The 19,739-nt window shown below is 42.6% G+C and carries 18 protein-coding genes; 9 read left to right on the top strand and 9 right to left on the bottom strand.

What is annotated here, in order from left to right; translation table 11 throughout:
• Window positions 1-10 precede the first annotated feature (10 nt).
• From HMPREF1212_RS15375 to trmD, 3 genes are all read right to left on the bottom strand, one after another.
• Window positions 11-1,525 (bottom strand): Gfo/Idh/MocA family oxidoreductase, encoded by a 1,515-nt coding sequence (locus tag HMPREF1212_RS15375; protein WP_046149934.1) that lies wholly within the window; start codon window positions 1,523-1,525, stop codon window positions 11-13.
• A 37-nt stretch (window positions 1,526-1,562) separates the two neighbouring features.
• Entirely contained in the window at window positions 1,563-2,798 is a 1,236-nt protein-coding gene (locus tag HMPREF1212_RS15370) for a 3-keto-disaccharide hydrolase (protein WP_232430109.1), read from the bottom strand.
• 211 nt (window positions 2,799-3,009) lie between these two features.
• Complete coding sequence (gene trmD / locus HMPREF1212_RS15365) at window positions 3,010-3,690, bottom strand: tRNA (guanosine(37)-N1)-methyltransferase TrmD (protein ID WP_028730393.1); 681 nt, start codon at window positions 3,688-3,690, stop codon at window positions 3,010-3,012.
• Between the two features lie 168 nt (window positions 3,691-3,858).
• Here trmD and nrfA point away from each other — a divergent pair, with 168 nt between their 5' ends.
• Window positions 3,859-5,346 carry an ammonia-forming cytochrome c nitrite reductase gene (nrfA, locus tag HMPREF1212_RS15360; protein ID WP_046149932.1) on the top strand — a complete coding sequence of 496 codons (1,488 nt, stop codon included), beginning with the start codon at window positions 3,859-3,861 and terminating at the stop codon, window positions 5,344-5,346.
• Between the two features lie 28 nt (window positions 5,347-5,374).
• Here nrfA and HMPREF1212_RS15355 read toward each other — a convergent pair whose 3' ends face one another.
• Window positions 5,375-7,630, bottom strand: a complete 2,256-nt coding sequence (locus HMPREF1212_RS15355; protein WP_046149931.1) for a sensor histidine kinase — start codon at window positions 7,628-7,630, stop codon at window positions 5,375-5,377.
• A gap of 357 nt (window positions 7,631-7,987) precedes the next feature.
• Between HMPREF1212_RS15355 and pheT the strand changes: the two genes are divergently transcribed.
• The 3 genes from pheT to HMPREF1212_RS15340 all read left to right on the top strand — a co-directional run bounded on the left by pheT (window position 7,988) and on the right by HMPREF1212_RS15340 (window position 12,106).
• Entirely contained in the window at window positions 7,988-10,450 is a 2,463-nt protein-coding gene (gene pheT, locus HMPREF1212_RS15350) for a phenylalanine--tRNA ligase subunit beta (protein ID WP_046149930.1), read from the top strand.
• Window positions 10,451-10,485: 35 nt separating this feature from the next.
• Window positions 10,486-11,217 (top strand): YebC/PmpR family DNA-binding transcriptional regulator, encoded by a 732-nt coding sequence (locus HMPREF1212_RS15345; RefSeq protein WP_028730397.1) that lies wholly within the window; start codon window positions 10,486-10,488, stop codon window positions 11,215-11,217.
• Between the two features lie 148 nt (window positions 11,218-11,365).
• The gene (locus HMPREF1212_RS15340; protein ID WP_046149929.1) at window positions 11,366-12,106 is read left to right on the top strand and encodes a hypothetical protein; all 741 of its coding nucleotides are present in this window, start codon (window positions 11,366-11,368) and stop codon (window positions 12,104-12,106) included.
• A gap of 128 nt (window positions 12,107-12,234) precedes the next feature.
• Here the strand turns inward: HMPREF1212_RS15340 and HMPREF1212_RS15335 are convergent, their stop codons facing one another.
• Both HMPREF1212_RS15335 and yaaA read right to left on the bottom strand, forming a co-directional pair.
• Window positions 12,235-13,281, bottom strand: coding sequence for a 6-bladed beta-propeller (locus HMPREF1212_RS15335; RefSeq protein WP_046150423.1), 1,047 nt, complete (start codon window positions 13,279-13,281; stop codon window positions 12,235-12,237).
• An 80-nt stretch (window positions 13,282-13,361) separates the two neighbouring features.
• Window positions 13,362-14,126, bottom strand: a complete 765-nt coding sequence (yaaA, locus tag HMPREF1212_RS15330; RefSeq protein ID WP_046149928.1) for a peroxide stress protein YaaA — start codon at window positions 14,124-14,126, stop codon at window positions 13,362-13,364.
• A gap of 250 nt (window positions 14,127-14,376) precedes the next feature.
• Between yaaA and HMPREF1212_RS15325 the strand changes: the two genes are divergently transcribed.
• Window positions 14,377-15,018, top strand: coding sequence for an HU family DNA-binding protein (locus tag HMPREF1212_RS15325; RefSeq protein ID WP_052725012.1), 642 nt, complete (start codon window positions 14,377-14,379; stop codon window positions 15,016-15,018).
• 123 nt (window positions 15,019-15,141) lie between these two features.
• Here the strand turns inward: HMPREF1212_RS15325 and HMPREF1212_RS15320 are convergent, their stop codons facing one another.
• Window positions 15,142-15,729 (bottom strand): DJ-1/PfpI family protein, encoded by a 588-nt coding sequence (locus HMPREF1212_RS15320; protein WP_028730401.1) that lies wholly within the window; start codon window positions 15,727-15,729, stop codon window positions 15,142-15,144.
• 88 nt (window positions 15,730-15,817) lie between these two features.
• Entirely contained in the window at window positions 15,818-16,801 is a 984-nt protein-coding gene (locus HMPREF1212_RS15315) for an immunoglobulin-like domain-containing protein (protein ID WP_087880901.1), read from the bottom strand.
• 228 nt (window positions 16,802-17,029) lie between these two features.
• Between HMPREF1212_RS15315 and HMPREF1212_RS15310 the strand changes: the two genes are divergently transcribed.
• The 4 genes from HMPREF1212_RS15310 to HMPREF1212_RS15300 are packed head-to-tail and all read left to right on the top strand — an operon-like array spanning window position 17,030 to window position 19,085.
• Entirely contained in the window at window positions 17,030-17,542 is a 513-nt protein-coding gene (locus tag HMPREF1212_RS15310) for a phospholipase D-like domain-containing protein (protein ID WP_028730402.1), read from the top strand.
• A gap of 41 nt (window positions 17,543-17,583) precedes the next feature.
• Window positions 17,584-18,351 (top strand): ADP-ribosylglycohydrolase family protein, encoded by a 768-nt coding sequence (locus tag HMPREF1212_RS15305; protein ID WP_046149927.1) that lies wholly within the window; start codon window positions 17,584-17,586, stop codon window positions 18,349-18,351.
• 37 nt (window positions 18,352-18,388) lie between these two features.
• Window positions 18,389-18,547 carry a hypothetical protein gene (locus HMPREF1212_RS27185; protein ID WP_198293270.1) on the top strand — a complete coding sequence of 53 codons (159 nt, stop codon included), beginning with the start codon at window positions 18,389-18,391 and terminating at the stop codon, window positions 18,545-18,547.
• A gap of 4 nt (window positions 18,548-18,551) precedes the next feature.
• Window positions 18,552-19,085, top strand: a complete 534-nt coding sequence (locus HMPREF1212_RS15300) for a GNAT family N-acetyltransferase (RefSeq protein ID WP_046149926.1) — start codon at window positions 18,552-18,554, stop codon at window positions 19,083-19,085.
• Between the two features lie 57 nt (window positions 19,086-19,142).
• Here the strand turns inward: HMPREF1212_RS15300 and HMPREF1212_RS27180 are convergent, their stop codons facing one another.
• A complete protein-coding gene (locus HMPREF1212_RS27180; RefSeq protein WP_046149925.1) occupies window positions 19,143-19,733 on the bottom strand; it encodes a hypothetical protein in 591 nt (196 codons plus the stop codon).
• Between the last annotated feature and the right edge of the window lie 6 nt (window positions 19,734-19,739).

Raw genomic sequence — 19,739 nt, 5'->3', positions numbered from 1 at the left:
GTTTTAATGATTATTTGGGCATTTCTGGCAAGGAGAATCCGTTATTGTATGTATGTTTGATCCATTCATTTGCCATCTCTGCCGCATTGAATTCAGCGAAGCGGCGATCGAAACGGGGATCTCCGTCGATAACCTTGAAATCGTCTACCGTTACAATTTTTATTTTATCTGTCGGAGAGATATTGGTAAACCTCATGTTTTCCCCATCCCATTGTAACTCCCGGTGCAATCCCTGTAGACCCGAAAGGCGAACGGCTAAAACGCCCATTACGACCATTTCATTGAAAGGCCCTGAGAACTGGAAGTTGGAAGATGCTTCTGTCCGGTTTTCCGGTGACTCCTTACAAGCCCTGATCCAGTCCTGTTCGTGTGCATTGGTAGACCATATATCACCGTTTCCCCCTTTTATTCGGGCTATCGTTGGCTTGGGCTGATTGAAATGTTCCATATCCGAGATTGGTAATAATGTCGGATTCATACCGTAGCATCCGGTCATGATCTTCCCTTTTGTTCCGATGAAGATGATACCTCCGTTTTCGTCACCCATCATCTGACCGTCTTTCAGCTCTTCCGGACGTGGAGGCATAAGGCCGCCATCGTACCAGTAAACTTTTACTTCCGGCATTTTGACATTCCCTTTAGAAGGACGTTCCGGAAATGTGTAAGTCACAATTTGAGCATGTGGGGGTGAATACAGGTTACTCAAGGTTGAGCTACCGATTACACTGCTCGGATATTTCAAGTCCAGTGCCCAATAAAGCGGATCCATAATATGACAGGCCATATCACCGAGAGCCCCGGTACCGAAATCCCACCATCCGCGCCAGTTCCACGGAGTATAGACTGGATTGTACGGACGTTTTTGTGCCGGGCCGATGAATAGATCCCAATCCAATGTCTTCGGACATTTCGGTGCATCTTTCGGTTGCATCAAACCTTGTGGCCAGATAGGGCGGTCTGTCCAGCAATGTACCTCATATACATCACCGATGATACCAGCCTGTATCCATTCGGCAATTTGACGGCACCAATCAAAGGAATTACCCTGATTCCCCATCTGTGTAGCAACTTTGTACTTTTTAGCCAGCTTTGTCAGTAGACGTGATTCATATACGGAATGGGTCAGGGGTTTCTGTGTGTAGCAATGTTTTCCCAGTGTAATTGCATGGGCGGTAACACCTGCATGAGTATGATCCGGTGTGGCGACCATGATTGCATCGATCGATTTCCCCATTTCATCAAACATGACGCGCCAGTCTTTAAACCGTTTGGCCTGCGGGTAATCTTTAAATGTTTTATCGGCATATCCCCAATCCACATCGCATAAGGCAACAATATTTTCTGTATTCATATTTGCCAGGTTACGACGCCCCATACCACCAACACCAATACCTGCAATATTCAATTTATCACTGGGTGCCGTATGTCCAAAAGACTTTCCTAATACAGAACCGGGAACGATAGTCAGACCTGCCGCCGCTATGGCTCCTGTCTTTAAAAAGTTTCTTCTTGAAATGTTTTTCATAACTATTAAAAATTAAAGAAAACTATATTTGTTTTATTTATAAAGTAACTAAACGAAGGTTACGCCAGAGAACCTTAATACCACCTCCATCATGTATCTGTAAAGCGATACGTCCTTGTCCGGCACCGATCTTTTCATCATTGATATTGACCATTTTCTCACCGTTCAGCCAGGTTTGTACATTCTCACCTTGTACTCTGATGCGCATAGTATTCCAGTCACCATATTTTAAAATAGACTCTTTTTCGTCAGGTATCTGGATTAACCAGCCACGGCCGTAAGATTCATAAATACCTCCTGTATCGAAACCGGTGGGAGCAACTTCCACCTGCCAGCCGTTTATCTTGACATCATCTTCGACAAAGGAGCGGATGAATATTCCGGAGTTTCCGTCAGACTCTTGTTTAAATTCAACGGTAAGGTCGAAATCATCGTAATATTTGCGTGTAGCCAGGTATCCATACTGTTTGTCCGGGCCACTTTCACATATTAAAAGGCTGTCTTTTACGTACCATAATTCTGTTCCGTATTTCTCCCATCCCTGAAGATCTACGCCATTAAATAAATTAACTTCTTCTGCTTTTCGGGGTAATTCTTTGATCTTAATATTACGGAACCATGCCGGGTAACCATGATCTTGCAGGCAAATCAATCCTTTACGGGCTAATCCGTATTCAGGTGCATGCCCCCATTTTCCGCTGTTTTTGCGGTTAAACCAGTCGTCAGACCAGGCATCAAACTCGATGGTCTTTTTACCGTTCATAAAATAGGTCACATGTCCGTTATCAAAAATGATCTTCGAGTTGTTCCATTGTCCTGCCGGGTTGATTGTGATTTTTGAGAAGTCGGGTAGATGCATTGCATAATCAACTCCACAACGTTGCCAGTTTTCTAACGGTTCGGCGAAATTGTCATCGTCGATTAACTGATATTCCGGGCCGGTAATATAAGGAACTGCAAATTGCGGACGTTCCAGAACATGGTATAATAGCCCGCTATTTCCTCCTTTTGATATTTTCCAGTCCCACGTGATTTCGAAATTCTCATACATTTTGTCGGTTACAATATAACCGCTGGCATCGCTACCATGACCATTTGCCTGAATAGTCCCGTCTACTACTTCCCAGGGTCCGGTAAGGGCTATGCCATTATAATCACGCCAACCATTTAAAGTCTCGCCGTCGAACAGGAGTTGCCACCCTTCTGCCTTTTCCTGATCTGTCAGTGTATTGTGTTCCGTATTATTACAAGATGTAAATCCGAACATAATCATAATTACCACTGATAAGTAAAGTCTGCTTGAATATTTTTCTGTAATCATCATTTAAATTTTATGATATATAACTTTACTAGAGTGACAAGAATTGGGAGGAGGGTACTTACAATGGATTCGGTTTTTTATCTATTTTAACTAATGGGGAGTGTGGAAATGTGGTTTAAACAAAAAGCCGGATCAATTTAAATTGATCCGGCTTCTGTAGAGTTTATTTATCTTTCAACAAATCAGGCCGTAACCTAGCTGTCCGTTCCTGCGACTGTTGTAACCGCCATTCTTCAATTTTACGTTGATGGCCGGAAAGAAGGACATCCGGTACTTTCCATCCTTTATATTCGGCCGGGCGTGTATAAACCGGAGGAGCCAGCAAGTCGTCCTGGAAAGAGTCGGAGAGGGCACTCTGCTCATCGCCGATTACACCTGGGATTAATCGAACGACGGCATCCGTTATGATTGCCGCTGCTAGTTCGCCACCGGTCAGCACATAATCGCCAACGGATATTTCTTTGGTGATCAGATGCTCCCGGACACGGTAGTCAATCCCTTTATAATGACCGCATAAGATGATCACATTGTTGAGCATCGACATACTGTTCGCCATCGGCTGGTTGAATGTTTCCCCATCCGGAGAAGTGTAAATAACTTCGTCATAGTCGCGTTCGCTTTTTAATGCAGATATAGCCCGGTCGATCGGTTCGATCTGCATGACCATTCCGGCTTCACCGCCAAAAGGATAGTCATCCACGCGCCGCCACTTGTCGGTCGTGTAATCACGTAGATTATGTAAATGTATTTCGGCCAGGTTTTTATCCTGTGCTCTTTTTACGATGGAACAGTTTATCATTCCATCGATCATTTCCGGCAGTACGGTTAGTATGTCAATACGCATAGAAGTTCATTTATTTATGGTGCAAAAATACGTCATTATTTTATAGTTATCAAAATTCTGTTGGAGCTTAATTTCTTTTTACTACATTTGTAATCTGATAAAAACAGCAGAAAAATCAATGGCTTTTGCATTTTAGAAGCAGGAGTTTGATACAAGCAATAATATATCATGAAGAAAACACTTGGTGTAGGGCATTTTACGGTGTTACTGATAGTAATTGCGATAGCCATTTTAATTGTGACTACCGGATATTCTTATGTTAATAAGGGAAAGATCACATTTGTTGATGAGGTGGACAACAGAGATATAGAGGCTAGTCTCCAATCCGATGAATTGAATTTATCCAACTCCAGTGAATATAAAAGCTGGAAGAACACATCAGATACTACTTTCAAAAGTTTGTATAACGGGAACCAGGCGGAAGATATTCTGGCTATGCGACCTGCGATGGTTATTTTGTGGGCAGGCTACGGTTTTTCCAAAAGTTATTATTCTCCAAGGGGACACATGTATGCTATCGATGATCTTCATCATAGTCTGCGTACGGGTTCTCCCCGAAAGGCAAATGACGGTCCGCAACCGGCTTCCTGCTGGTCATGTAAAAGCCTGGACGTTTCCCGGTTGGTGGATGAGATCGGTTTGCAGGGGTTCTACAAAAAGAAATGGTATGATTGGGGATCAGAAGTAGTCAATCCTGTCGGTTGTGCAGATTGTCATGATCCGGAAAGCATGGATCTGAGAGTTTCCCGTTCCTTTCTGACCGATGCTTTGAAACGGGGGAATAATCCAATAGAGAATGCCTCTAACCAAAAGATGCGTTCACTTATTTGTGCCCAGTGCCATGCAGAATATTATCTGAAAGGAGAAAATCAAGAAGTCGTTTTGCCGTGGGATAACGGATATACGGTTGAAGAGATTGAAAACTACTATGATCAGATCGGCTTTACGGATTTTACCCATAAATTAAGCAGAGCACCCATATTGAAAGCCCAGCATCCGGATTATGAACTGGCACAGATGGGAATTCATGCCCGTAGAGGCGTTTCCTGCGGCGAGTGTCATATGCCCTATATGGAAGAAGAACTGAGAGCGTATAATAACCATCATATACAAAGTCCGTTGGCTATGGTCGAAAAAACTTGCCAGTCTTGTCACCGTCAAAGTGCGGATGTACTTCGTCAGGATGTATATACCCGGCAGAACAAGGTGATGGAGATACGAACCCACCTGGAAAAGGAACTGGTGAAAGCACATATCGAAGCGAAGTTTGCCTGGGATAGGGGAGCCACGGAGAAACAGATGGAGCCCGTTCTTAAGTTATTGCGGCAGGCTCAATGGCGTTGGGACTTTTGTATAGCTTCACATGGTGCCGCATTTCACGCTCCCCAGGAAGTGGAACGTATATTGGGAGACGGCCTTTATAAAACAATGCAAGCCAGGTTGGAAGTAAAGGAAGTATTGAGTAAACATGGTTACAACGATGATGTTCCTCTGCCGGATATCTCAACAAAAGAGAAAGCACAGAAATACATCGGGCTGGATATCCAATCGGAAATGACAGCCAAAGAAGAATTCCTTAAAATAGTTGTACCTCAATGGATTGAGGAAGCTAAAGCCAATAAACGCTTTATAGAGGAGTATAAGGTAGCGAAATAGTAAATTTGCTTCCTTTCCCTTAAGAGAGTCAAAGAAGCAGAAGCAGGGCTATCGTCAGCGAAATAGTAAATTTGCTTCCTTTCCCTTCTTCTGAATCCAGGAGAATAGTCCCTTTGAATGTCTTTATTATACTCAGGCTGATTGCCAGTCCGAGGCCTGTTCCTTTAGCAAACTCATCCAGTTTTTGGAAGCGTTCGAACACCTGTTTTATCTTATCCCGGGGAATACCTTTTCCTGTATCCTCAACTGAAAGTAAGATGTGTTCAGCATCGTACTCGTATCTGACTTTGATATATCCCTGGGTGGTAAACTTGGTCGCATTATTAATAAAATTCGTAACTACTTGTGTCAATCTGAAACGGTCTGTATAGATAATAGCCGGAACCACCGGAACTTCTTTGATCAGCTCTACGCCTTCGGGCATAAGTAGCCGGTGTGTATTAAATATATCTTCCACCAGCTGGTTCAGATCGCAGTCGGCATAAGTGAAAGAGATCTGTCCGGATTCGATACGTGATAAATCGAGAATGTCGCTGATCAGTTTAAGAAGCAAATCATTATTTGTATTGATCAGGTTGATAAACTCATTCTTCTCCTCCTGTTCCAGCTCCATATCCGAACTGAGCAACTGGGAGAATCCGACGATGGCATTGAGCAGTGTGCGTATCTCGTGGCTCATATTGGCTAGAAACGCAGATTTCATCTTATCGGACTCTTCCGCTTTTTTCAACGCTTTGGTCAGACTTATCTCCGATTCTTTAATTTGCTGTATATTCAGGCAGAGACCGTTTACTTCGACAGAATAGTCGTTGTTTGCAGTATTAATGTTCGTGTTTTGTGCATACCGGAATTCCCACCACTGATGGCCTTTTTTGTTGAAGTCGTATCTCCTCCTCGTAATCTGCCGGGAAGGGAAGCCGTGATCCAGTTTATACCTGTTCAGCTGGAAGTCTGCCTGTTCATCCGAATGAATGGCATTGCTGAACTCTTCTGCACTGATCGGTTTTTCCGGCATATCCAGATAATGGTAAAACTCTTTATCAAAATAAAAGATACCATTTTTGTAACGGAACGTAAATATATTACCGCTTTCCAGGGCAAAGGAAAGAAATTCCTTTTCCCGTTTCAAATTTTCCTGTACTTCCTTTTTATGTGCTGTCTCTCTTTTATATAATGTCCTTTGATAAATGATAATGACTATCAGTACAATTCCCAATAAAATGGCTAAACATATTATATATAACTGATAGCGTATATAGAAAGGAATGTTTATGATCTCGCTTCCGGCCGGGAGTTTGTTAAGGCTGATATCCCATTGATCCAGTATCTTATAATCGAAGACATACTTTTTGTCTGTTTCTGTAATTTGCGGAAAACTATTGGCCGGCACTCCGTTCAATATGTCGGCTATACGGTTGGCAGCCTGGATAGTTTGCTCTTCTTGTGTCGTCACATAGCCTCCGACCACACCATAATTATAACCGATCATCTCGTTGATGACAGAAAAGCCGGGGAAAGAACTGAAGCGCCCCAACGAAAGGGTCAGATAATCCCTCTTGATTGCCAGATAAGCTTTGTTATAATAGTTTTCACCCAGCCCTTTTACCAGTGACCGGGTTGCTTTTCCGTTGATGGTACTTATATACATTGCATCCGGTATTATCTTTTTGTCTTTGGATATCGATATGCCATTTTTTCCGGACAACCGTATTCCCTGGGTTGAAAGAATATTGTTATTTTTACAGATATCCTTGACTTGTTGATCCATATCTGCCAGGATTACTTTATCAGTCTCAAAATCATCCGTAACACGTACTACAATACATTTTCCGATGAGTCGTTCTATCAGTTCAACATTTGTTTTATAATCCGGCTTGTTATGAAAACCGGTCATATTGGGAAATCTTTGGATAAAAGCCTTATTCGGATAATTCACTCCGGTAAAGACAACCGGAATCGTTTTAACAGAAGGATGGTCGCAGGTAAGTAAGGCATTCAGGGCCTGATCGTCACAAGTCAGAATTATGTCCGGACTCCACGACGACAAAGCATTCAGTTTCTCATATACAACTAACCGTTGTTGTTTTTCTGTCTTTTTAGTACAGTCCAGATAAAGCGAGTGAACTTCTGCTTTTATGTCCCTTTCCTGCAATTGTTCGGCAAATATCTTTTTAATCTCTTTATATCCCGGAAATCCGTTTTCATAAGATTGTATGATTAATATATGTTTTTGATGAGTCGTCTGGTTGCAGGAACTATTTAAAAATAAAAATAGAAAGAGCATACATATATATTGTATGGGTACTAGCTTGCTTAGCATATATTTTTGATAGAATAAAAGTCTTATCCCTAGTGTTTTATGTGTTTTAATATCTCGAAAATGATCCCTATGAAGTCTCCGGGTCTATCTCTTTGGCCGAAAACATGCCTCTAAATTAGACTGAATTTTTATATTGAACAAAGATTTTAGATGTGAAATGCTTAAAAACCGTTGATTTATAAGTTTTTTAGAATGACGTGAGAATAAAGTCTGCACACACGTTGAATAATTATTCTATTATTTGTACTTTTGTCGGTCAAATTGCCCTTTGTAGTTAACCCTGCAAAAGGATATTTGTTTGATTGAATAAATTTTAAAACAATGAATATATCTTACAACTGGCTGAAAGAGTATCTTGATTTCGATTTACAGCCTGAAGAAGTATCAGCAGCACTAACCTCTATCGGTTTGGAAACCGGCGGAGTAGACGAAGTTCAAACTATCAAAGGTGGACTGGAAGGATTGGTTATCGGTGAAGTTCTGACTTGTGAAGAACATCCGAATTCCGATCACCTGCATATTACGACCGTAAATGTAGGTGGCGAAGAACCTTTACAGATCGTTTGCGGTGCCCCGAATGTTGCAGCCGGCCAGAAAGTGGTTGTTGCTGTCAACGGTACGAAACTGTATGATGGTGACGAAGTCTTTACAATCAAAAGATCAAAGATCCGTGGCGTCGAGTCGAACGGTATGATCTGTGCGGAAGATGAGATCGGTATCGGAACAGACCATGCCGGTATTATTGTTCTCCCGGCTGATGCGGTTGTAGGAACTCCTGCAAAGGAATATTATAATGTAAAGAGCGACTATGTGCTGGAAGTGGATATTACTCCCAACCGTGTAGACGGTACTTCCCACTTCGGTGTGGCTCGCGACCTGGCTGCTTATCTGAAACAAAACGGTAAGCCGACAGCGTTGAAACGTCCTTCTGTCGATGCTTTCAAAATAGACGACGAAACTCCGGCTATCGAAGTGATCGTTGAAAATACGGAAGCCTGTCCCCGTTACTCCGGTGTGACGATCAAGGGCGTGACAGTAAAAGAAAGTCCGGAATGGTTGAAGAACCGTCTGAATATAATCGGCTTGCGTCCTATCAATAATGTAGTGGACGTAACGAACTTTGTTTTGCATGAAATGGGACAACCTTTGCACTCATTCGATGCAGGCAAGGTAAAGGGCAATAAAGTGATCGTCAAGACACAACCGGAAGGAACGAAGTTCGTGACGCTGGATGGCGTAGAACGTACGTTGACCGACCGCGACCTGATGATCTGCAACACGGAGGAAGCCATGTGTATCGGTGGTGTGTTCGGCGGCCTGGACTCAGGTGTAACGGAACAGACTACGGATGTATTCTTGGAATCGGCTTGCTTCCATCCGACCTGGATCCGTAAGACAGCCCGTCGTTTCGGTTTGAATACGGATGCCTCTTTCCGCTTCGAACGTGGATTGGATGCAAACAATACGATCTATGTATTGAAACGTGCCGCCCTGCTGATACAGGAAGTGGCCGGAGGTAAGATCACCGGAGCTATCCAGGATGTTTATCCTAATCCGGTACAGCCTTATACGGTTGAACTGACCTATGATAAGATCAACAGCCTGATCGGTAAAGATATTCCGGTAGAGACGGTTAAGAGTATCCTGGCCAGCCTGGAAATGGAGATCGTTTCGGAAACTGCCGAAGGATTGACGATCCATGTTCCGGTTTACCGTATCGATGTACAGCGTGATGTAGACGTGATCGAAGATATCCTTCGTATCTACGGATATAACAATATTGAGTTCAGCGACAGTGTGAAGTCGAACCTGAGCTACAAGACCGCTACCGACCGTAGCTACGAATTGCAGAACCTGATCTCCGAACAGCTTTGCGGTTCCGGTTTCAATGAAATCATGAACAACTCGCTGACACGTTCCGCTTATTACGACGAGCTGACTACTTATCCGGTATCTCATTGCGTTATGCTGATGAACCCGTTGAGTGCAGACCTGAACGGCATGCGTCAGACACTTTTGTTCGGCGGTCTGGAAAGTATCGAACATAATGCGAAACGTAAGAACGGCAATATCCGTTTCTTCGAGTTCGGTAACTGCTACAATTATAATGTAGAAAAGAAAAGAGAAGACGCTACGTTGGCCGAATATTCGGAAGACTATCGTCTGGGTATGTGGGTATGCGGTAACCGTGTAGAGAACAGTTGGGCTCATGCAGACGAAAAGTCTAGCGTTTACGAACTCAAAGCCTATGTTGAAAATATCCTTGTCCGCCTGGGTGTGAATATGAAGAAGGTCATCTTCGGAAACCTGAGCAACGATATCTACTCCACGGGTGTAAGTATCACGACTGCTAACGGTCGCGAACTGGGTACTTTCGGTATCGTAAACCGTAAGATCTGCAAAGCAATGGATATCGACTTCGATGTTTATTATGCGGAACTGTCCTGGACATTGCTGATGAAGGATACTAAGAAGAATAAGGTTACTTTCTCGGAAATCTCCAAGTTCCCGGCAGTAAAACGCGACCTGGCACTGTTGCTCGATAAATCCGTACAGTTTGCTGAAATCGAAAAGATTGCTGAAGAAAGCGAACGCAAGCTGTTGAAGGAAGTTTCTCTGTTCGACGTTTACGAAGGCAAGAACCTGCCGGCAGGAAAGAAATCGTATGCCGTAAGCTTCTTCCTGCAGGACGAAACAAAGACATTGAACGATAAACAGATCGACGCAATCATGCAGAAGATCCGTAAGAATCTGGAAAGCAAGTTGGGTGCATCATTGAGATAAGACAAAAGTTTATAATAATATAATATAGATATAATATGGGAAGAGCGTTTGAGTTCCGTAAAGCAAGAAAATTTAAACGTTGGGGTAACATGGCCCGCGTATTCACAAAACTGGGTAAGGAAATCACTATTGCAGCGAAAGCCGGTGGCCCTGATCCGGAAAACAATCCCCATTTGCGTGCATTGATGCAGAATGCAAAGAAGGAGAATATGCCGAAGGACAATGTGGAACGTGCCATCAAGCGTGCTGTAGAAAAAGACTTTACCGGTTATAAGGAAATGAACTATGAAGGATACGGCCCGTTCGGTATCGCTATCTTCGTGGAAACAGCTACTGACAACACAACCCGTACGGTTGCCAATGTGCGCAGTTACTTCAACAAACATGGTGGTTCATTGGGTACAAGCGGTAGCCTCGAATTCCTGTTCGACCATAAGTGCGTATTCCATATTGCGAAGAAGGAAGGCATTTCACTGGAAGACCTGGAACTCGAATTGATCGACTATGGTGTGGATGAAGTGGATGAGGATGAAGACGAAGTCGTTATCTACGGCGAATTCTCCCAGAACTCTGCTATCCAGAAATATCTTGAAGAGAACGGTTACGAAATCACAAGCAGCGAGTTTGTACGTATCCCGAACGACCTGAAAGAAGTTACAGCCGAACAACGTGAAACATTGGATAAGCTGATCGAAAAACTGGAAGAGGACGACGACGTTCAAAATGTATTCCATAATATCAAGGAAGACGACAGCGAGGAAGAATAAAGTCCTATTCAATATGTTAAAAGGAAGTGATGCCGGAGTAATTCCCGCATCACTTTTTTTATATCGTTTGATTTTTATGTATTTTCGCGGCTGATAAATACATCTTATTAATTTCTGAACTAGTATATAATATTAAACTCTATCAAGTATGAAAAAGATCATTTTTCTTTGGGCAATCTTGTCCATTGCTATGATGTGTAGTCCTGTTTCTGCTCAAAAAGAGCTGGGTATTTTCAATTCTCTTTCGGTGGGTGTAAGTGCGGGTACAACAGGTATCGGCATTGATGTGGCAACCCCCGTCACTCCCCATTTCGCTATCCGTGGAGGTGTTTCTTTTATGCCGGGTATCAGTTTTGATACGGATGTGGATGTGGATTTGAAAAATCCGGAGTTAGGAGAACAAACCTCTTCCCTCGATCTTACAGGTAACATGAAACGTGCATCCGGTGAGTTGCTGGTAAATTATTATCCGTTCCTGAGTTCTTCTTTCTTTGTTACTGCCGGTGCTTATTTCGGTGGCAACAAGTTGCTGAAGGTCAAAGGGCATAGCGATGAATTGGCCGAGTATGTGCAAGAAGGTGGCCAGGCCGGTATTATTATCGGCGATCAAGTAATCCCGGTCGATAAGAACGGTAATGTATCCGGTGGTTTTAAGGTATCGGGATTCCGCCCTTATATCGGTGTAGGCTTCGGACGCGCTGTTCCTAAAAAGCGTATAGGCGTACAGTTTGAACTGGGAGTACAATTCCACGGATCACCGAAACTTTACTCAAGTGCCGGAGATTTGAGTGGTGCATTAGCAGACAGTGACGATGATTTCACAAAGGTCATGGATAAGCTGACCGTTTATCCGGTGATGAAGGTTCGTTTCTGCGGCCGGTTATTCTGATCCTGTAAATAGTTTATCCGGACATTTGCCTTCAGCATTCATTTCTTGAAGGAAATGTCTGGATATTTGTTTTTTAATAGATGGAGCAGTGATGGTAGAGCCTTCATTTAGCTTTCATTCTCCCTTCATTATGCCTTCATCCGGACGATAAATAAGACCGGATTATCCTCTTCCGTACGATCCGGGAAAGCATTCTTCACCTCTTCTCCCGAACGGCAATAGCAGAAAGAATTGTTATAGGCATCCAGCGATTTCAGGTCGGGGACTTTTCCTGTGTGATAGAAATTATCTTCAAAACCCCCCGTCACATTGTACGCATAATTTTCCCGGCGGTCGTAGCAGAACGTATAATTCAACTCTTCATCGGCGGCATTCGAGTAGGTGGAAACCAGATAGCGTCCGGCTATGCATAGCGGCAGGATCGATGAATAATCTTCATGGATGTTCAGTTTGTTCCGGTTGATCAGATAGAGCGTGTCCGCCAGTAACTCGTCCGGCTGGGTGGAAGGCGAGTAGGCATATACATTCCCGTCGGCAACAGATAGTTCGGCTGGGAAGCAGGCTCCGAGATAGAAACGTCCCAGGTCGGCAGCTGTCAGTTTACGTGCATCCTGCAGATTAAGCGTCGTATCGAATTTATAGAGCCACTGGTTGACGCATTGTTTACCGGGCTCATTTGCGGAAGGCGACAACGATTGTGCCGTCATCCAGATATGGCGGTTGTGATACATCAGCCGGGTAGGAGTATTCAGGGGATTGATCCCGGCAAGGCTTTTTCTTTCCAGCAACGTCCCGTCGTAATCATAATAATAGACATTTTCCTTGTCGTCCATAATGATCAATTGTCTTTCGACCGGATCGATCACATAATCGGTAACCAGGAAGTGCTGATTGTTGGTAACCCGGCTCAGGAACTTGCCGGAACAGTCGAAATGGAAAAGCTGTCCGTTGCTTACCAGGAACAGTTCATTCCTGTCGCGCTTGATCTGCGTGGCATGTTTCAACCGGCAGTCGGAAGTCGTTTCCAACGGGATGGCGATCACCTCTTCGGCAATGTCGGACAGGGAACCTTTGGTGGTACTTTTCACCGGCATATCTTCGCTTATAATCTTATAACCTTCGTTTATATAGATTATCCCAACGAGCAAAAGCAATAGTAAACAGGTCTTTTTCATTTCATCATTCATTTAAAAAGGAACGTAAATATAACGTTTTTATCTTCCGATTATTGAGCGAAAGGCTGATTTCTTTTCACCTAGCTTTGCAGGAACACCCAGTTGTCGCCATTCGACAGGCTCGCATCCCAGGCGAAACCTTCCCACGAGAAGTTTTTCAGTTCTTCCGGGTCGGTGATCCGGTTTTTAAGTATGTGGCGGGTCATTTGTCCGCGTGCCATCTTCGTATAGATCACGATGGTTTTCGCGTTACCGTCTTTCCAGACTTTAAATTCGGGTGTGATGATGCGGACTGCTTTGCCTAGCTTTTTCCAATCGAATGCCCCTTGTATCTCATGACTGGCCAGATTCATCAGGATGTTATCGTTCTTCTTTACCTCGTCGATCAGCAGTTCCGTCTGCCGCGGACGCCAGAAATTGTACATATTCCCTTCGCCCAGCTCCGGCAGTTTCACTTCATATTCCATCCGGTAAGGCTTGATCTGGTCGAGCGGGCGCAACAATCCGTAGCAGATGGAGGCGATCCGCAGATGGTCGTTGGCATACAAGAAATCTTCTTCCGTAAAATCTTTGGGGTTGATATTCTTGAAAACCACTCCGGTATAAGCCAGCAATGCCTGGAGAGAGCGAACCTCTTCGGTATGGAACTCCTGGAACCGGTTGTAATTCTCCAGTGCCAGTTTCGGGTTCAGCTTCAATATCTTTTTCAGTTCGTCGGTAGAGAACTGCGCCATATTCAGGGCTATTTCATTCGCTTCCTGTGCGAAACGGGGCGTCGATCCCGCAGGAGCCTTTATTTTAGAGGTGCCGGTCATTGTCTTGGCCGACGTGAGGATGATTAGCATATTTACTTGTTGTTTCTGGTTTATCGGGTAAATTTAATGCTTTCTTCCTTATATCCTAACTCAAAACATACGAATAACTATTATTTTTCTCCTATATTATTTTGCTTTTGAGCATGCTCGAAATTAATTTTTAGCATGGCCGAATTTAATTTTGAGCTAGCTCAAAATTGATTTTATGCTTGCACAAAAGAATAATTATTCGTATATTTCGAACTAAATAATAAGGACTTAAAACTTAAATCTATTGCTTATGTGTGCTAAATATACGTTCTATAAGAATCCGCCGAACCGTGAGACGGGAGAAACAGGTTCATTATATGCGAAAGTGGTCTCCGGTGGAAAGGTTACAACCGACAATCTGGCTGATGAGATAGCTGATATCTGTTCCTTCAGTTCCGCAGATGTAAAGGGGGTGATCCGTGCTTTGTCGGACAGGTTGGCCTTTCATTTGAAATATGGAGAAACCGTTGATCTGGATGGTATAGGTAATTTCTCCGTTACCTTAAAAACACCGAAAGACATCACCAGTCCGAAACAGATCCGTGCCGAGTCGATCAGCTTCAACAATGTTGTTTACCGTTCTTCTCCCCAACTCAAGCATCAACTAAGAGCAATGCCGTTGGAACGCGCCGTCCTTCCCAAACGCAAGGAGCAGGCCGAAGAGGATCGTCTGCAACGCATCCTCACCAAACTGGAAACTAACCACCTCATTTCCTCGTCCGACTGTATGTGTTTTAACCAATGCAGCCGCTATCAGGCTTTGAAAGATCTGAAGAAGCTTCACGAACAGGGTAAATTACTCCGGCTGGGAAGGGGCAAGCAGAAGTATTATGTGCTGGCGGAAAACTGGCAGAAAGGGATGCGGAAAGAGGGGGAAATAAATGAGGAATAGAATGAAATGAAAATAAGAGAAGGTCATTTTTAAATCGTCAGCCAACGACTGGCGATTTAAAAATGAATGGGAAATTACTTATTTAGTTACTGTAGATATAAAGTTTTGTAAATTCTGCTCTTCTTAAAATCCCATAGCTCTTTTTATTACTGCTGTGTCTTCTTCCGAGGTTAGCATCTTTAATAATTCAAATGCTACATTGGGAGCTGTCTCGGGGCAATAAGACGTAATAATATTACCATCAACTACTATTGGTTCGTTTACAACATTCACTCCAAATTCTTTCAGTTTATTTTGCCAATGGCCGTCTCTTAAGTGATAAGTAGTAGCTCTCCGGTTCTTAAGGATTCCACTTTTTCCTAGCGGGAATGCTCCGGAACAAACTGTCGCAATAATTTTACCTTTTGCATTGAATTCCCTGATTAAGTCAAGGAATCTTTCGTCATATACTTCTTCATAAAAACCGAATTCCTCAAATCCACCGGGGATTGCCAAAGCATCATATTCGTCAATGTTTATTTCATTTATGGTTTTATCTACTATTACAGGAACATTGAAAGTGCTTATGACCTTTTCTGTAAAACCACAAGTATCTACAAATAAATTATGACCATAATCAACTCTGGCCCAACCTAGAACATCTATAAAAGCACTAAATTCCATTGTCTCAAATGCCTTTGCCAGAAACAGCAATACTTTCTTCTTTTGCATACTTTTCAACATTATTAATTTGTTAAATTTACTATCTGTTTTACTCTTATCGCTAATGTATTCATATAGTGGTATAGGGTATTGTAATTTAAGTGGCTTCCGTGGACTGTAAAGGTATAGGTGAATATTCAACCTTAAACTTTGTCTCCATATAAACCTCAATCTGTAATCCTATTTTGTATTTTCCGGGAGCTAGTATTCCTGCTTTGAAACTCTCTTTATCATGGCGTGATTGTAAACCATTGGTGTCCCACGATATCGGAATACTGAATAGCATGGCTTCCCCGCCTTTCAATAGGGCATGGCTTTTCATCCATTGAGATTCTCCGACCCAGCCTGAACGGGCATACGGATGGACATTGTACAATTCGTCTGTTCCGACACTGGGTAGGAATATGGGTTGTACTGACAGGTTGGTGTGATTTTCAAACAGAATGCGAAGTGAATCGTTCTTTGAGTTCAATACACGGAAATTGAAAGCACCTTTCATTTCGCTGTTTTTTACGGATTGAATACTATTGTCCGTTACGGTACAATAGGTGTAGATATTGGCAAAGACATAGAAATGGATTTTGTATTTATTAGGTTCTAAAAGATATTTAAACTCTGACATGCTGATATGTTCCGGCAATGTGTCTCCTTTGGACAGAGTTCTGCCTCCTCCGGCAAACCCAAGATTGTCGATGAATGGGAATTCAATCCATTCCCCGTTTTCCCATTGTTCCATTCTGTGGTATTCAAGTTCGGCGGAAGGAGCATCGACGTTGACCACGTCTAATATGATTTCGTTCGTTTTAGTCGTATAAACTGGCTTTTGGGTTTTTATCTTGTAAGCATCCGGGTGGGTGATCGTTACATTAGGTATACGTTTCAAGGTCACTCGTTTGTTATATTGTTCTATCTCTGACAAAGGGATAGGGGCATCTATGTCGTATTGTTGTGTGTCGGTATCGGCAATGGTGATTTCGGTTGTGCCGCTTGCACCGCCAATAATTGTCGGTTGCTTTTGTTTGTTGGTGCATCCGGTAAGAAGAATGCAAAGTAACAGATTGTATAAAATGACTGATCTCATAGGTATACGTTTTATGATTCAACGTTCATTCTTCCGTATCCGGTAGAATGGCCGGAATGTCTTTCTTTGGGTATGTCTGTAAAAGTATGAAATTAATCTGAGAACCGATAGAAAGTGCGATTTTTATTTCTTATCGCTCGCTTAATAATTGTCGGAATGGAATTTATCCTATATATTTGAATAACCGTATAGTATGACACCAGGGTTTCATCAGAGAAATTATTATTTATGCTCCGATACATCAAAAACGAAGAACATTACTCTTTCCTTATCGAAGCGATCCGGCAGGCCAAACGAACAGTCTGGATCGGGACTGCCGATATTAAAGACCTGTATATTAAGGAAGGAAAAGAGGCTGTCCCCTTGCTGAAGCTTTTGGAACAGAAGGTGAAGGAAGGGGTGGAGATCCGTTTGATCCATGCCAAGGAGCCGGGACAGAACTTTCGGGATGACTTCGATAAGTACCCGTTGCTTTGGAGCCGGATGGAACGTGTACTTTGCCCGCGTGTCCATTTTAAGTTGTTGATATTCGATCTGAAGCAAGTCTATATCGGATCAGCTAACCTGACAGGTGCCGCTTTAGGCATGAAAGGAAAAGACAACCGGAATTTCGAAGCGGGAGTGTTTACTTCGGTAGAGGAGCTGGTTAAAGAAGCGGTCGAACAGTTCGATTGCTTATGGATGGGCATTCCGTGCAAGAGTTGTAAGCGGAAGAAGTTTTGTTCGGACAGGATTGCCTGATAAATATCGGTGGTCAAAAATAGTTTAAATATAAATAGATTATGACAGGTGCAATAGCAGGAGACATTATCGGCTCCGTTTACGAATTCGATAATATCAAGACGACGGACTTTCCGCTGTTTACGAACGAAAGTGATTATACGGACGATACGATCATGACGGTTGCCGTAGCCGACTGGTTGCTGAATGGGGGAGACCTGGCGAAAGTCATGCAACGATACGGACGTGAATATCCGTATCCTACAGGTGGTTATGGCGGACGTTTCAGCGGCTGGCTTCGTGAAAAAGATCCGCTGCCTTATAATAGTTGGGGCAATGGATCGGCGATGCGGGTAAGTGCTGTCGGATGGATGTTCGACTCGTTGGAAAAGACGTTGGAGGTAGCAAAGGAAACAGCCGTCGTTACTCATAATCATCCCGAAGGAATAAAAGGTGCACAAGCTACCGCCGCCGCTATTTATCTGGCTCGGACAGGGAAAAGCAAACAGGATATTAAGCAATATATCGAAACGGCTTTCTCCTACGATCTGGGTCGTACCTGCGACGAGATACGACCCTTCTATCGCTTTAATGAAAGTTGCCAGGGAACCGTCCCCGAAGCAATCATTGCTTTCCTGGATAGCTCTGATTTTGAGGATGCTATCCGCTTAGCTGTCTCTTTAGGAGGCGACAGCGATACGTTGGCTTGTATTACCGGTGGGATCGCTGAGGCTTTTTATGGTATTCCGGAAGATATAAAGCTGGAAGTTAAGAAACGAATTCCTGAGAAGTTTAATGAAATTATCAGTCAATTGTTGTTACTAAGATAATTTCTTGTTAGCTTTGCATAACTAAAATATTAATATTATGGCACGACAAATTAAACCAACACCTGTCCTGAAGGGCGAAGATGCTGTCAATTTTCTTAGTAAAATAGAACAGCGTAAAAAAGCCAGTAAAGAAGAACTGGAACGAATGAACGCCGGATTTCAACGAATAAATAAAATGATAACATTTAAATTTTAGGAATATGAGATCCGATTTCCGAATAATTAAATTATCGGAAGATTATCAGCTAAAACCTTTTGACTGTGGAGATAATGATCTGAATAATTTTCTGGTAGATGATGCGCTATCCTATAAACAGCGCTTGCTTTCTGTTACTTATCTAATGGTTTCAGATAATGATGTTGTAGCTTATTTTAGTTTATCTAATGATAAAATCTCTATCCCGGAGAGTGATAAAGCTACCTGGCGCAGAATAAAAAAGCGTTTTCCTCATGCAAAGCATAGGAATGATTATCCAGCTGTGAAAATTGGTAGACTTGCTGTTAGTAAAAAGTATCAACATGAACATTTAGGCTCTGATATACTTTTCTTTATTAAGAAAATGTTTGTTACTGATAATAGAACAGGATGTGGTTTTATAACTGTTGATGCATTACGGATAGCTCTTCCTTTTTATTTGAAAAATGGTTTTGAATATCTAAGAAAAGAGGATGTCTTGGACGAAGTGGATAAAACTGTACTTCTGTTTTATGACCTATATCCGTTGACAAAGTAAATTCGATCTATCCCATAAAGACAAGTACTTCAATTATGTCTTTATGGGATGGATTTATTATAACTCTTCTATCTCTTTAATCTTTTTTATCTCCGCATTCAGCTTTTTGAATTGTGCAGGTAAGATATACTTCAGATTAATAAAGATCGAGGCAGCCATGACGAGCATGATGAGAAGCAGCATGATAGCGCCTTCGGTGGTCGTAAATATAGGGGCATTGATGATTAAAAAGATACCGGCTATGCCGACTGGACTGCTGCAATAATTCCGCTTTGTTACCTTTAGCTTGTATAATTCGAGTTCGCGGACTTGCTTCCTGTTTTCAAGATAGGATGCAGTCAGATCCAGTTTCCTGACTTTCATATAATAATTGATCAGTCCCCGGATGGTGAAGCAGGCGAAAGCCAGGAACAACGCCATTCCGATATAGAAGTTAAAGATATTCCGTATCTGAAGATGCGTTAAGATGATACTGAATATCACGATAGGAAAAGGTATCCTGAACAGTAAAAGCAACAAGTTTTTCCTTTTCATACGGTTTGTTTCCCTGGTGATCTTCTCCATTAAGGAGTCTTTGTTCAATTGTACATTTGCTGCTATTTGCAGGTTTTCCTGTCTCCAGCTGTTTTTTATATTATCGAGTTCCATAGTAAT

This window comes from Parabacteroides sp. HGS0025, assembly GCF_000969845.1.
GTDB classification, from domain to species: Bacteria; Bacteroidota; Bacteroidia; order Bacteroidales; family Tannerellaceae; genus Parabacteroides; species Parabacteroides gordonii.
This window is presented reverse-complemented; position numbering and strand designations above follow the sequence as displayed.